The following is a 14,868-nucleotide window of genomic DNA, read 5'->3' as shown; positions in this document are numbered from 1 at the left end:
GAGGATTGCAGGACAGGGATGTTCTGCATGACGATATCGACGGCCCGCTGACGTGGGCAGTGTGGAAGGGATCCTGCTCACGAGAGACTGATGCAGCCCACGGCTATCTGTCGGCTGTATCAGCCTCTCGAGCAGGCTGTTGCGAGGACTCAGCCTACCGCGCTGACGCTGGAAACCCGTGCTGCGCTGCTGCTCTTCAGGGCCTGTTCGAAGCGGTCGAGGACCATGCCCACTTCCGATTCGGTGATATTCAACGGTGGCAGGAAGCGCACGACTGCGCTGTTGCGTCCACCTGTCTCGATGATCATGCCGTTGTTGAAGCACTCCAGCTTGATCGCCCGCGCACGTGCGCCATCGCCAACCCCTGGACGTGATCCTGTAGCCGGTTTGACGATTTCTACCCCGAGCATCAAGCCACGGCCACGGACATCGCCGATAAACGGGAACTGTCGAGCGATGTTCTCCAGCCCGCTGTGCAACTGCTCACCGCGCAGCACGGCATTGCCGACCAGATCGTGCTCCTTGATATGACACATGGTCGCAGCCCCGGCCACCATCGCCACCTGATTGCCACGAAACGTCCCTGCGTGCATGCCTGGGCCCCATGTATCGAGGTGCTCGGCATAGACGATCACTGACATCGGGTAGCCGCCACCGATGGCCTTGGACAGCACCAGAATATCCGGCGTTATCCCGGAATGTTCGATAGCAAACAGGTTGCCGGTACGTCCGAGTCCGGTTTGTACTTCGTCGACAATCAGCAGGATTCCCAACTCGCGAGTGATATCACGCACAGCGCGCAGCCATTCTGCCGACGCCGCGATGCAGCCGCCTTCGCCCTGAACCACTTCGACGACCACCGCAGCCGGTTTGGACACACCGCTTTCCGGGTCGCTGAGTACCGTGCGGATGTACTCGATGGAGAGGCGGTCGGTGTTTTCGCCATCGGTGCCGAACGGGCAGCGGAAACGATAGGGGAAGGGCAGGAAGTGGGTTCCCTGGGCCAGCAGCCCGGCCTTGGGGTTGAGGTTGCCCATTGCCGACAATGCGCCAGCGGTCATGCCGTGATAACCACCGTGAAAGGACATCAGCGGCGAGCGCTGGGTGTAATGGCGGGCCAGCTTGATTGCGGCTTCGACCGCGTCAGAACCGCTGGGGCCGCAGAACAGAATTTTGCTGTTGTCGCGCATTCTGGCGGGCAACGTCGCGAACAGCTCTTCGACGAAGGCGTGCTTGGCCGGTGTGGCCAGGTCAAGGGCCTGCTGCAGATGATCACTGTTGAGGAATTCGATCACCGCCTCGCGGACCACCGGAGGGTTATGACCCAGTGCCAGCGTGCCAGCGTTCGACAGGCAGTCGAGGTACTCCTGGCCGTTGGCGTCCTTGACCCGCATGCCCTTGCCACTGACAAACAGCTGCTGGAAGGTCGCTGCGTAGGTGCGCGCATTCGACTCCAGTTTCTTGAGATTACTTAACTCTTCCATAGTCGATCCCTTGTTGGCACAGGTACGGATTCATTGCTACTCGGTTCGAGCAGGGCCCGATTCTGTAAGAACCTCAGGGCGATCGCCAACTTATCGCCGTGGGACTGTCCCCGTATTCCACGACATACATACCGCGGCCTCCAGCGTTAAATGCATGCTACGAAAGGGATTTGTGGCGCAGCAGGAAACCTCGCGACAACGCTCCTGATCGTCCGGATTCCTGCCCCGTTGCTTCTTTTCTCCAGACACCACTGTTCCGGAATTTTCGAGAGCTTTATGTCTATTGGCAAACCTGCTGGCCGATTCCTGTTGTCGATGTTTGTGGTGTCACTGCTCAGCGGCTGCACGCTAGGGCCGGACTACCAGTTACCTGCGGTGGCGGTTGCCGGCAAGTGGCATGCGCCGCTGCCCCATGACGCGTCGATGGTGGGGCTGCAGGATTGGTGGCAACAGTTCGATGACCCTGCACTGGCAACCCTGTTGCGTCTGGCGCAAGCAGACAGCCCGTCTCTCGATCAGGCTCTGGCGCGCATCGCCCAGGCACGCGCGACGCTGGACGGCAGCTTTGCCGACAGGCTGCCACAAGTGAGCGGCGGCGCGAGCAAGTCACGCGCTGGCATCAGGCAGAGCGGGGCGCGCCAGAGCGGTACGACTTCCGGGGCAACCCTCGATGCGTCCTGGGAATTGGACCTGTTCGGCAAATTACGACGCACCGACGAAGCTTCGCGCAATCTGCTCGAAGCACGTGTCAATGACTGGCATGACGCTCGTGTGTCGCTGGCGGCCGAGGTCGGTGATGACTTCGTGCAGTACCGCGGCTGCCAGATGCTGGTGAACGCTTACCGTGATCAGGCGCAATCCCAGGAACAGACCGCACGTCTGACTCGTGTGTCGTTTCAGGCCGGGTTTACCGCAGCCGCTGATTCATCGTTGAGCGACGCCAGTGCGGCGGCCAGTAATGCGACCCTCATCAAACAACAAAGCGAGTGCGACGTGCTGCTCAAAAGCCTGGTGGCCCTGACCGGTAGCGACGAGGAGCAGGTGCGGGAAGTGCTCGGCCATAACCCCGCGCGACTGCCGCAGCCTGCGTCGCTGGATGTACGGGAAATACCCGCCGACCTGGTGCGCCAGCGCCCGGACCTGGCGTCCAGCGAACGTGAACTGGCCGCAGCGAATGCGAAGATTGGCGCTGCTCAGGCGGATCGTCTGCCCAGCCTGAGTCTGATCGGCTCGTTCGAGGTGGGGACCACCACTGGAGTATTCAGCCGTAACTGGAGCCTCGGCCCGCAACTGAGTGTTCCGCTGTTCGACGCAGGCAAGCGCCGGGCGGCAGTGGACTCGGCACGGGCAGATTATGACGCGGCGCTGGCGACCTATCGGCAGACCTTGCGCACGTCGGTGATGGAAGTCGAGCAGGCACTGGTGCGTCTGGACGCGGCGCGGCGTTCGCAAGCCAGTACGCAGCGGGCCAGCGACGGTTATGAAGCGTCGTTCGAGGCCACAGACCGCAACTGGCAGGCCGGTAACGCCAGCCTGCTGGACCGCGAAGTGGCGCGACGCTCGGCCCTTTCGGCGCAAATCGAACTGATCACCGTGCAACAAAATCAAGTGCGCTACTGGATTGCCCTGTACAAGGCCCTGGGCGGTGGATGGCAGGACAGTCGCGAAGGTTTGGCCAGTGAGACAGCGAAGCGGGGCGGCGTATGACGAAGATACGCATGTATGGGCTGTTGACGCTGGTGGTGTTGGGCGTTTCAGGCTGGCTATTGTTTGGCCGTGCAGAGCCGACCCCGACCCCGGCTGCTGCTGCTGCTGCGCCGTCAACCAGCCTTACCGTCGAGGCGGTTCAACCGCGCCACGAAGAATGGCCACAGGAACGGGTGGCCAGCGGTGCGCTCGCGCCGTGGCAGGAAGCTGTTATCAGTGCCGAAACCGGAAGCTTGCGGATCGCCAGCCTGAAGGCTGATATCGGCGATCAGGTGAAGAAAGGCCAGGTCTTGGCGACCCTGGCCGATGACAGCGTGCTGGCCGAGGAAAACAAGCAGAAGTCAGCGGCAGCCCAGGCCACGGCGCAATTGCAGGAAGCCCGCTCCAATGCGCGACGTGCGGCGTTGGTCGGACAGAGCGGGGCCTTGTCCGAGCAGCAACTGGAAGAATACCGGGTCAAGGTGCAGACCGCTGAAGCCAACCTGGCCTCGGCAAATGCCGACCTGCGCAGTATCCGGATCAAACTCACGCAGACACGCATTGTCGCGGTGGATGACGGGGTCATATCCGGGCGCAAGGCCTTGCTCGGCGATGTGGTGTCGGCGGGCAGCGAAATGTTCAGGATGATCCGGGATGGCCGCATCGAGTGGCAGGCAGAACTGGATGCACAGCAACTGCCAGGTGTGCAGGTCGGACAGCTCGCTCGCGTGACGTTGCCAGGCGGTATTCAGGTCGAAGGTCGCGTGCGGCTGGTCTCGCCAATACTCGACAGCAAGACCAGCAGGGCGCTGGTCTATGTTTCCCTGCCCACTGGGTCGATGGCGCGCGCCGGCATGTACGCCAGCGGTCGCATCGAACTGCCATCCACTGCAGCGCTGACTGTCCCGGATACCAGTGTGATCCTGCGTGACGGACGCTCTTATGTGTTCGTGCTGGGCAAGGATATGCATGTCAGCCAACAAGTCGTAGAGGTCGGGCGGCGGCGTGGATCGGCGCTGGAAATCCTCGGAGGTCTGACAGAGCAGGCACAGATCGTCCGTAGCGGTGGGGCCTTTCTCAACGACGGGGCCAGCGTGACGCTGGTCAACGCCGAGGCGCGCACGCAATGAATATCTCCGCGCTGTCGATTCGTTACCCGGTTCCGGCGGTCATGCTGTTTTTACTGCTGACCCTGTTTGGTGCCCTTGGATTCGATCGTCTCGGTATCCAGGACTTTCCCGACACCGATCTGCCCGCAGTGGTCATCAGTGCCTCACTGGAAGGGGCCGCCCCCGAGCAACTGGAAACCGAAGTCGCGCGCAAGCTCGAAGACAAGCTGACCTCGCTGCGCCTGCTCAAGCATGTCAGCACGCAAATTGCCGAAGGCAGCGTCATCATCAATGTGATATTCGACATCGACAAGGATGGCAATGAAGCGCTCAACGAGGTGCGCAATGCGGTGGACAGCGCTGCCGCCGAGTTGCCAGCCAACCTCGACACGCCATCGGTAACCCGCCTGACCACCAATACCACGGCGTTGCTGACCTATGTGGTCGATGCGCCACGCATGGACGAAGAAGCGTTGTCCTGGTTTGTCGACAATGAGCTGAGCAAAAAGCTTCTGACCGTGCGTGGTGTCGCGAACATCGGCCGCGTGGGCGGTGTGGACCGCGAAGTTCAGGTGGACCTTGATCCCGCGCTGATGGCTGGTCTGGGTTTGAGCGTGACGGACATCGCGGATCGTTTGCGGACGATGCAGAAAGACAATTCCGGCGGTCAGGGCGATCTGGGCAGCGGTCAGCAGGCGCTGCGTGTCCTCGGCGGCATTGACGACCCGGCGGCGCTGGGCGCTATCCGCATTCCCGTCAGCGAAGGGCGAATGCTCGCCGTGCAGCAGTTGGCCACCGTGCGTGATACCCATGCCCAGCGCACCACCCTGGCGTATCGCGACGGCAAACCGGTAATTGGCTTTCAGGTCATGCGCTCTCTGGGTTTTTCCGACATCGGAGTGACCAGGGATGTGCGCCAGGCAGTCAGTGAGTTCGCCAGGCAACATCCTGATGTGCGTATTGAAGAAGCGAGTAATGCCGTCGACCCGGTGATGGAAAACTATCGCGGCTCCATGATGCTGCTATACGAAGGAATGTTGCTGGCGGTGTTGGTGGTCTGGTGGTTCCTGCGTGACTGGCGGGCGACGATTATCGTGGCCACAGCACTGCCTTTGTCGATCATCCCGACATTTGGCGTGATGTATTTTGCCGGTTTTAGCCTCAATACAGTTTCACTGCTGGCGCTGGCCCTGGTGATCGGCGTTCTGGTCGATGATGCAATTGTTGAGGTCGAAAACATTGCGCGACACCTGCGTATGGGCAAAACCCCGCGTCAGGCGGCGATTGAGGCGTCCGACGAGATCGGCCTTGCGGTATTGGCGACCACTGTGACTCTGGTCGCGGTGTTCCTGCCAACCGCTTTCATGGGCGGGGTTTCCGGCAAACTGTTTCGCCAGTTCGGTGTGACTGCCAGCGCTGCGTTGATGTTTTCGTTGTTGGTCGCCCGTTTGTTGACGCCAATGATGGCGGCGTATTTTCTCAAGGCTCGCGCGCATGGTGAGCACGACAGCGGTTTGATGAGACGTTACCTGAGCTGGATTCACACCAGCCTGAGCCGCCGCAAGACCACCATGGCCATTGTCGGTGTCTTGTTCATAGGCTCGCTGGCACTTATTCCCTTGCTGCCGACCAGCTTCTTGCCTGCGCAGGATATTGCCAGCAGCACCGTCAGCTTGGAGTTGCCGCCCGGCAGCAGCTTGGCCCAGACCGGCGAGATTGCCTTGCAGGCTGAGAAGCGTTTACGCGAGATTCCAGAAGTGGCCCACGTTTTCATCGCGGCGGGCAGCGGCGATGCGGGCAGTGCGGGTGATCGCAAGGCGGCGCTGACCGTCGATCTGCTACCACGTAACCAGCGCACACTGAAACAGTCCCAGGTGGAAGCGAGCATGCGTGAAAGTCTGCGCAGTTTGCCCGGTGTGCGGGTAAATGTCGGTGGTGACGCCAGCGGCGAGCGGCTGGACATCGTCCTCGCCAGCGATGATGGTGATTTGCTGGAGCGTACCGCAGCCGCTCTTGAACCACAGCTGCGCCAGATAAAAGGCGTCGGCAACATCACCTCCAGTGCTGCGGTGCAAAGGCCGGAAATCCAGATGCGCCCGGATGTTGTCCGCGCGGCAGAGCTTGGCGTCAGTAGCCAGGACATCGCCGACACACTGCGCATGGCCACCTACGGCGAATACAGCTCGTCCCTGGGCAAGATCAATCTGTCCCAGCGCCAGGTCAATGTGCGGGTGCGTATGCAGCCGCAAGTACGCACCGACCTGCAAAGTCTCGCTCAGTTACGGGTCACGGGGCGTGATGGCCAGATCGCGCTGGCGTCTTTGGGAGAAATCAGCATGGGCAGCGGCCCCGCGCAGATTAATCGTATCGATCGCTTGCGCAATATCACTCTTTCCATCGAGCTCAATGGGCGCAATCTGGGCGAAGTGATGGAGCAGGCCAGGCAGGCGCCGGTCATGCAGAACCTGCCAGCACAAGTGAAACTGGTAGAGCAGGGCGAGTTGCAGTTGATGAGCGAGCTGTTTGGCAACTTCAGCCTGGCGATGGCCGTCGGCGTGTTCTGTATCTACGCGGTGCTGGTGCTGCTGTTCCATGATTTCATGCAGCCGCTGACCATCCTCTCGGCACTGCCTTTATCGCTCGGCGGCGCACTGTTGGCACTGTTGATAGGCGGGATGAGCTTTTCCATGGCATCGGTCATCGGTTTGCTGATGCTGATGGGGATCGTGACCAAGAACTCGATCCTGTTGGTGGAGTACGCGATCATGGCTCGTCGTGAGCCAGCCGTGAGCCGTTATGAGGCGTTGATCGACGCCTGCCACAAACGTGCCCGGCCAATTCTGATGACCACTATTGCAATGGGTGCGGGCATGTTGCCGACAGCATTGGGATGGGGCGGAGAATCGGGCTTCCGCCAACCGATGGCGGTGGTCGTCATTGGCGGACTATTGGCCTCGACCGTACTAAGCCTGTTGGTAGTGCCCGTTATTTTTACTTACATCGATGATGGCCACGAGACACTTAAAGGATGGTTTCGCAGGCCTCGATAAAACCGTGTAATCCGCTATCGTCGCAGGCTCGCTGACGTGGGCCAACGCCTTGGAATACCTGGCATGCCGAGACGTTTTCCTCCCTGGGTTCTACTTGGCAAACCCTGCGCAGCAGTGCCCGTTTTTTATTTAGTCACCATCTTTTTATCCAGTAACACCGCAGTGTCTATTCATAAAATCCGGTTCATGCCGATAACGACAGGGATCGCGAAAAGTCAGGATGCAGTGAACAAGCAGGTCCTGCTCTGGCACAGAAATTGGATGACTACTTCTGTAGTCCGAAAAATCGCTTATCGCAAAAGTGCGCAAAACCCACGTTCAACTACTTGCCTCTAGTGCAGTAGGGCTCTCGGACAGAAGTGCCCCCTTACTTAACGATGATGGATAATCAATGAACCTGATAAATCGCACCAGTTTCGCTAAAAAACTCATGGCCGCGTTCATCGTTTGCGCCATGATCACCTTGGCTGTGGGTGGTTTGGGTATGCTCGGTATCAACCGGCTTTCCGATGCCCTTGAGCTGACGTTCTCGAATAACCTGGTTTCAGTGGCCAACACCAACGAGACGATGACCGCCCTGACCACTCATAACCGCGGGCTTTACCGTTTGCTCGATGCCAAGGACAAGGCCACGGCGGAGAAAATGCGCCAAAGTATCAATGCCGAACTGGAGCGTATGCAGAAAGTGTATGCCGTCTACCGCGCCACTCCGCTGGAGGACGATGAACGCGCAGCGGGTGACCAGTTCGACGCGTTGATGCAAACCTACACCTCCGCCTCGCAGAACATCTTTGACCTGCAGCAGGCAGGCAAACTGGAAGACGCGCGCAATCGCCTCAACGCGCTGGCCGACGGGGAGTTCAACAAGGCTCGCGGCTACCTGCAGATCATGATCGACTCCAACAAGCGCCAGATCAAAGAGGGTGCAGAGGCCGCTGACAGGTTACAAAGCACCTCGGTATTCATGTTGAGCGCGGGTATTGTCATCGCGTTTGTGGTCGCGGTTATGTTGGGTATTGTGATCACTCGCATGATTACCGGACCGCTGAGAAGCGCTATCGACGTTGCACAACGCATTGCATCGGGTGACTTGACCCAGAGCGTTTCCAGCACTCGCGGCGATGAAGCAGGGCACTTGCTCAATGCGATCGGCACGATGCAGGGCAATTTGAAACGGACGATTCAGGAGATTTCCAGCGCGTCCGATCAGCTTGCGTCCGCTGCCGAAGAGCTTGGCGCGGTCACCGAAGAAAGCACACGCGGCCTTACTCGACAAAATGACGAGATTCAACAGGCTGCAACGGCGGTCAACGAAATGACGGCTGCGGTTGAAGAGGTAGCGCGCAATGCAGTGTCTACCTCGGAGGAGTCGAAAGCACTGGCAACCGACGCCGCCAGCGGCCGTGGTCAGGTCGATGACACCGTCAAGGGCATCGGTACGATGGTCAGCGAGATTACCGAATCGACGGGGTCTGTGACTACGCTCGCTGGCCACGTCCGGGATATCAGTAAAGTGCTTGAGGTCATCCGCAGCATCGCCGAGCAAACCAACCTGCTCGCGCTGAACGCCGCCATCGAAGCTGCACGCGCCGGTGAACAGGGCAGAGGGTTTGCCGTGGTAGCCGACGAAGTGCGCGCCCTTGCGCACCGCACCCAGGCTTCTACTGTGGAAATCGAAGGCATGATCGGGACCGTGCAGTCCGGTGCCGACGGTGCGGTTGCGGCAATGAGCAAAAGTCTGGCGACGGCCACCAACACCCAGGGACTTGCTCAGCGCGCCGGCAGCGCACTGGAAAAAATCACCATTGGCGTGGGTACGATCAACGAGCGCAACATGGTGATTGCCTCGGCGTCCGAAGAGCAGGCTCAGGTCGCACGCGAAGTGGATCGCAACCTGGTCAATATTCAGGAGCTCAGCGCGCAGTCGGCAGCAGGCGCCAATCAGACGAGCGCGTCCAGTCAGGAACTGTCACGGCTGGCGACTTCGTTCAACACCATGGTTGCGCAGTTCAAGCTTTAACGGGCTTGTGCAGGTGTATTTCCGGTCTGGTCGTCTGGACCGGGAATACATGTTGCATACCTTGTTCTTGTCCTTTCTACGGATTGACCTCGCCAGTTTGGGGGGGGCAAAGCGCTTGAGGTAATTTGAGTCTGGCTTAAACGCTGAAGACAAACAGCGATCAGATATGAAATATCTTGAAACATTCCTGTCACATGACGAGTCAATGGAATAACCCTCTTCAAGGTTTTCCGATGAAAACGCCTCGTCCCGACACACGTCTCAAATCCCTCATCAACCTGCGCAACCTGAAAATGGCGCGGTCTGCGCACGCGTTCGTTCGCGGCAATACCGCGCAGTTCTATGAGTGGCTTCACAGTCAGTCGGGCAGGCGTCTGCCCAGCGGTCCGCCGGTCTGGATCTGCGGGGATTGCCATGCCGGTAATCTGGGGCCCACAGGGGATTCGAGAGGGCGCATCGATATGCATATCCGCGACCTCGATCAAGCCGTCATCGGTAATCCGGCCCATGACTTGGTGAGGCTGGGGCTGTCGTTGGCGACGGCTGCTCGTGGCTCGGACCTGCCCGGCGTTACCACGGCAAGAATGCTGGAAGAGATGATGCAGGGCTACGAAGAGGCTTTTATCGGCAACGAAGATGAAGAGCCGGATCGTCCTGCGCAAGTGAAAGCGGGGATGCGCAGCGCGGTACAACGCACGTGGAAGCATCTGGCAAAGGAGCGTTTCGAAGGTACGCAACCGACCATTCCGCTGGGCAAACATTTCTGGCAACTGTCACGTGCGGAACGCGATGCAATCAAGGCGCTTTGTGAGACGCCGGAGATTCATGCACTGGTGACATCGCTTAAAGGCAGGTCCCAGGATGACCGAGTGCGTCTACTCGACTCCGCCTACTGGGTAAAAGGCTGCAGCTCTCTGGGGCTGCTTCGCTACGCGGTGCTGATGGGTGTTGGCGATGAAGAAGATGAAGAGTTCTGCCTGCTCGACGTCAAGGAAGCCGTCGCCGCGGCGGCCCCACGTACTGCGAGGGCGCGCATGCCCAGAGACAATGGCAAACGGGTGGTGGAGGGCGCTCGGAACCTGTCGCCCGGTCTGGGTAGCCGAATGGTTGCCGTGCGAATGCTGGATCATTCGTTCTTCATCCGTGAGCTACTTCCTCAGGACATGAAGCTGGAACTTGATGAGCTCACTGAGCAGGAGGCCATGCAGGCCGCAGCTTATCTCGCCAAAGTTGTGGGTAAAGCCCACGCCAGACAGATGGATCTGGCCACACGTGCGGCGTGGATCAGGGACCTGCAAAGCAATCGATCCGATACCCTGGACGCTCCCTCCTGGCTATGGTCGAGCGTCGTTCAACTGGTCGGTAGTCACGAGCAAGGCTACCTTGAGCATTGCCGCCGTTACGCGCTGTAGCGGTTTCGCCGCAGAGCCAATAGACGGCAAAGCCGGGACGATTATCTATTGTGGCGCAGAATGGAAAAGTTCAGCGCCGCTGCCACCGAGAGCCACACCAGATAGGGAAACAAAATCAGCCCAGTAATGATGTCCAGCTGCAAGGCCATTACGATCATTGTGGCGACAACAATCCACAGCAAAGCAAGAATCACCATCGCAGCGACAATGCGGTTCGCACCAAAAAATACCGGTGTCCACAAAGTATTCAGTGCAATCTGAGCGGCCCACAGGGCAAGCACGATCTGGCTGCCGGGGAGCAGCGTCAGGCGATACCCTGCCCAGGCGAGGAGCAGGTAGATCACGGTCCACGCTACCGGAAATGCCCAGTTTGGCGGGGTGAAGCTCGGTTTCTGAAGGGATTCGTACCATGCTCCTGGTTTAAAGATGATGCCGGTTGCTGCGGCGGCGCTGCAGGCTAGAAGGAAGATCAAAAAGGTCATGGTTTTTCCTGGGTCGAAACGCTATAGGGCGTGAGATGAGTGGCGATCTCAAGCTTGGACGCCTGCGCGCTGGAAAGGTCCGATCTTTTGAGTGGCAAGGTGAGGCCAGCGAAGCTGATTGAACAGTCAATGCCCTGCTGCGCTGGCCTAACCGCTGCGTTTGGTCAATAAGCCGCGACCACTCCATCCTTCCTGGGATCTGTCGCGCCCACATAGCCATGCGCCGTGCGCTGGATAATCTGCGCACCGCCGAAGGCAAATACGCCGCTTGGCTCTTCGACATCAATGTCGTGACCTTTGGCGCGCAGTGCTTTCACCACGTCAGGGTCAAACGCACGCTCCACCGCGACTTTCAGGCCGGTTTCGATCCTCCAGCGCGGCGCATCGGCAGCAGCTTGCGGGTTTTGCTTGTAGCGCAGGATGCGCATCATCATCTGCAAGTGGCCCTGCGCCTGCATCGGGCCGCCCATCAGCCCGAATGACATCAGCGGTGTGCCGTCGGCGTTCATGACAAAGCCAGGGATGATGGTGTGAAACGGACGCTTGCGCGGTGCAACATAATTAACGTGCTGCGGGTCCAGGGAAAAGCCTGCGCCACGGTTCTGCATGCTGATGCCGGTGCCGGGTACAACGACACCCGAGCCGAAACCCATGTAGTTGGACTGGATGAACGAGATCATCATGCCGCTTTCATCCGCCGCTGACAGGTACACCGTGCCGCCCGGTTTCGGCGAGCCGTGCCCGGGATTGGCGGCCTGATCAGTGACCAGTCCCGCGCGCTCCATCAGGTAGGCCTTACTCAGTAAATCCGCTGAAGGGACGCGCATGTGCTCGCTGTCGGCGACATGTTCGTCGAGGTCCGCCAAGGCCAGTTTCATTGCTTCCAGCACCGGGTGAACCGTTTCAAGACTGTCCACCGGGTGCTCGCCGACGCCCAGCGCTTCAAGCATGGTCAGGCCGGCGAGGGTGGCGATGCCCTGGCCATTCGGCGGGAGTTCATGCACCACAGCTCCTGCGTATGGCACCGACAGCGTGTCGATCCAGTCCACAGTGTGCGTCGCCAGGTCGTCGAGACTCATCACGCTGCCATTGGCGTTGGCATGGGCGATGATTGTTTGCGCCAGTTCGCCGCGATAGAACGCTTCGCCTTTGGTCCGGGCGATCAGTTCCAGCGTGCGAGCGTGGTCCTTGAGCTGGATTTTTTCTCCGGCCAAGGGGGCTTTGCCCCCCGGCATGAAGCATTCGGCAAAGCCCGGTTGATCCTTGAGCAGGTGCGAGCCGCGTTTCCACAGCTCGGCGATAATCGGCGTTACCTGATAACCATCGCGGGCATAGCCAATCGCCGGTTCAGCCAGGGTAGCGAAGGGCAGCTTGCCGTAACGCTCGGACAGCGCCACCCAGGCCGACACTGCCCCCGGTACGCTGACAGCAGGCCAGCCGCGTTGTGGCATCTGACTATGGCCTTCGAAATACTCAGGCGTCCAGGCCTGTGGCGCGCGGCCGGAAGCGTTCAAGCCTTGCAGCGTGCTGCCGTCCCAGACGATGGCGAAGGCGTCGCTGCCAATCCCGCAACCAGTGGGCTCTACCACGGTCAGCACCATGGCTGCGGCGATAGCGGCGTCGACCGCATTACCGCCACGGCGCAGCATGTCCAGCCCGGCCTGAGCGGCCAATGGCTGAGAGCAGGCGACCATGTTGTTGCCCATTACCGGCGAGCGCGCCGAAGCGTAAGGTTGGCTGTAATCCAGATCATCGAACATAAGCGTTTCTCTTGGCAGAAGACGAAAGGTTTAGCCCTTGGGGTCCAGCGCATCGCGCAGGCCGTCACCCAGCAGGTTGAAACACAGGACCGTGATGTAGATCGCCACACCTGGCGCAATCGACATCCACGGAGCCTGCTCCATGAAATTTTTTGCAGTATTGAGCATCGAGCCCCAGGACGGCGACGGCGGTTGCTGGCCCAGGCCGAGGAACGACAGACTGGCTTCGGCCAGAATCGCCGAGGCGATGGTCAGCGTCGCTTGCACCACCAGCGGCGACATCACGTTGGGCAGCACGTAACGCAGGATAATCCAGCGATCCGGCAGGCCGATGGCGCGGGCACCTTCCAGGTAATCCTCATGCTTGATCGACAGCACCTGGCCGCGGGTCAGGCGGGCAAAGATCGGCATCGCGGACAGGCCGATGGCGATCATCGCGTTGGTCAGGCTGGGGCCGAGAAAGGCGCCCAAAGCGATGGCCAGCACCAGAAACGGACAGGACAACAGCGCTTCCATGACCTGCGAGATGATCATGTCCAGCTTGCCGCCAAAGTACCCTGCCAGCAGGCCCAGCGGCACGCCGATGAGCATGGCGATGGCTACCGAAACGCCACCGGCCAGCAGCGAACTGCGGGCGCCATACAGCAAGCGTGAAAACAGATCGCGGCCCAGTTCGTCGGTACCCATCCAGTAGATCAACGAGGGGGCCTTGCGTACCGCGAGGAAGTTGGCCTTTAGCGGATCATGGGGAGCAACCCAAGGGGCCAGAATGGCCACGAGGACAAACAGCAGCAACACCGCCGCGCCAATCACTGCGCCTTTGTTGGCGAGGAACTTCTTCAGAAAAGGCGAGCGACTGCGCGGCAGGATCGCGCTATGCGGCAGGCTGGCAATAGCGGTCATCAGGCACTCCTCAGGCGTGGGTTGATCAAGCGGTAGAGCACGTCGGCCAGCAGGTTCAACAGCAGAAAGCCAATCGCGACACACAACACCACGCCTTGCACCACGGCGTAGTCGCGGTTGAACACAGCGTCGACGATCATCTTGCCGAAACCCGGAATGCTGAACACTTGCTCGGTCAGCACCGCGCCGCCAAGCAATTCACCAAACAGCAGTGTCGTGAGGGTGACGATGGGCATCAGCGCGTTGCGCAACGCATGCTTGAGAATCACTGTGCGCGGGAACAGTCCTTTGGCCCGAGCTGTGCGGACGTAGTCAGTGCGCAATACTTCCAGCATGGCGCTGCGGGTGTGACGCATGAGAATCCCGGAAAGCCCGGCGCCCAGTACGAAGGCTGGCAGAATCAAGGTCTTCAGGTTTTGCCCGAAATCCTCGCCCATAGGCACGAAGCCGGAGGCGGGCAGCCACTGCAGTTTCACTGCAAAGACCATGATCAGCAGAATGCCCAGCCAGAAGTGCGGAATGGAAATACCCGACAGCGCCACCACGTTGGCGCCGTAATCCACGGCGGTGCCTTTGCGCACCGCCGAAATGATCCCGGTGGGAATGCCGATCAACAGCGCAATCAGCAGGGCCAGCACGGCCAGTTCGATAGTCACCGGCAATTTCGACGCCAGCAGCGTGGTCACCGGTTGCTCGGTGCGCAGCGATGTGCCCAGGTCGCCGGTCAATACGTTGCCGACCCAGTTGAGGTACTGCAACGGGATCGGGTCATCGAGCCGGTATTTGTCGCGCAGGTATTCCATGACCGCTGGATCGCGTTCTTCCCCGGCCATGGCCAGCACCGGGTCACCCGGCAGCAGCTTCTGCAGGGTGAAGACGAACAGCGAAACCAGAATCAGCGTCGGTATTGAGCTGAGCAGGCGTCGCAGGATGAACATCAGCATACCGGAACCTCGCAGGTG

10 protein-coding genes are annotated in these 14,868 nt (G+C 59.9%); 5 read left to right on the top strand and 5 right to left on the bottom strand.

Features of this window, described 5'->3' with window-relative positions; all coding sequences use genetic code 11:
• Positions 1-149: 149 nt before the first annotated feature.
• Positions 150-1,484, bottom strand: coding sequence for a diaminobutyrate--2-oxoglutarate transaminase family protein (locus tag RYB09_RS13725; protein WP_058402955.1), 1,335 nt, complete (start codon positions 1,482-1,484; stop codon positions 150-152).
• Between the two features lie 276 nt (positions 1,485-1,760).
• Here RYB09_RS13725 and RYB09_RS13720 point away from each other — a divergent pair, with 276 nt between their 5' ends.
• From RYB09_RS13720 to RYB09_RS13700, 5 genes are all read left to right on the top strand, one after another.
• Positions 1,761-3,191 (top strand): efflux transporter outer membrane subunit, encoded by a 1,431-nt coding sequence (locus RYB09_RS13720; protein ID WP_058402954.1) that lies wholly within the window; start codon positions 1,761-1,763, stop codon positions 3,189-3,191.
• Positions 3,188-4,300 carry an efflux RND transporter periplasmic adaptor subunit gene (locus tag RYB09_RS13715; protein WP_316888915.1) on the top strand — a complete coding sequence of 371 codons (1,113 nt, stop codon included), beginning with the start codon at positions 3,188-3,190 and terminating at the stop codon, positions 4,298-4,300. The genes RYB09_RS13720 and RYB09_RS13715 overlap by 4 nt, the downstream gene beginning before the upstream one ends.
• On the top strand, positions 4,297-7,329 hold the full coding sequence (locus RYB09_RS13710) for an efflux RND transporter permease subunit (protein ID WP_316888913.1): 3,033 nt from the start codon (positions 4,297-4,299) through the stop codon (positions 7,327-7,329). Before RYB09_RS13715 ends, RYB09_RS13710 begins: the two co-directional genes overlap by 4 nt.
• 391 nt (positions 7,330-7,720) lie before the next feature.
• A complete protein-coding gene (locus tag RYB09_RS13705) occupies positions 7,721-9,349 on the top strand; it encodes a methyl-accepting chemotaxis protein (RefSeq protein ID WP_316888911.1) in 1,629 nt (542 codons plus the stop codon).
• Positions 9,350-9,582: 233 nt separating this feature from the next.
• The gene (locus RYB09_RS13700; RefSeq protein WP_316888908.1) at positions 9,583-10,761 is read left to right on the top strand and encodes a DUF2252 domain-containing protein; all 1,179 of its coding nucleotides are present in this window, start codon (positions 9,583-9,585) and stop codon (positions 10,759-10,761) included.
• 41 nt (positions 10,762-10,802) lie between these two features.
• Here RYB09_RS13700 and tspO read toward each other — a convergent pair whose 3' ends face one another.
• The 4 genes from tspO to RYB09_RS13680 all read right to left on the bottom strand — a co-directional run bounded on the left by tspO (position 10,803) and on the right by RYB09_RS13680 (position 14,850).
• Positions 10,803-11,243 (bottom strand): tryptophan-rich sensory protein TspO, encoded by a 441-nt coding sequence (gene tspO, locus RYB09_RS13695; RefSeq protein WP_005777309.1) that lies wholly within the window; start codon positions 11,241-11,243, stop codon positions 10,803-10,805.
• A gap of 164 nt (positions 11,244-11,407) precedes the next feature.
• Positions 11,408-13,003 carry a gamma-glutamyltransferase family protein gene (locus RYB09_RS13690; RefSeq protein ID WP_316888906.1) on the bottom strand — a complete coding sequence of 532 codons (1,596 nt, stop codon included), beginning with the start codon at positions 13,001-13,003 and terminating at the stop codon, positions 11,408-11,410.
• Between the two features lie 30 nt (positions 13,004-13,033).
• Positions 13,034-13,906 (bottom strand): ABC transporter permease, encoded by an 873-nt coding sequence (locus RYB09_RS13685; RefSeq protein ID WP_122259905.1) that lies wholly within the window; start codon positions 13,904-13,906, stop codon positions 13,034-13,036.
• Positions 13,906-14,850, bottom strand: coding sequence for an ABC transporter permease (locus RYB09_RS13680; protein WP_122259906.1), 945 nt, complete (start codon positions 14,848-14,850; stop codon positions 13,906-13,908). Before RYB09_RS13680 ends, RYB09_RS13685 begins: the two co-directional genes overlap by 1 nt.
• Positions 14,851-14,868: the final 18 nt, after the last annotated feature.

The organism is Pseudomonas syringae group sp. J254-4 (assembly GCF_032586855.1).
In the GTDB taxonomy this organism is placed as follows: domain Bacteria; phylum Pseudomonadota; class Gammaproteobacteria; order Pseudomonadales; family Pseudomonadaceae; genus Aquipseudomonas; species Aquipseudomonas amygdali.
Note: the sequence above shows the minus strand (reverse complement) of the source record. Positions and strands in the feature narration are given on the sequence as shown.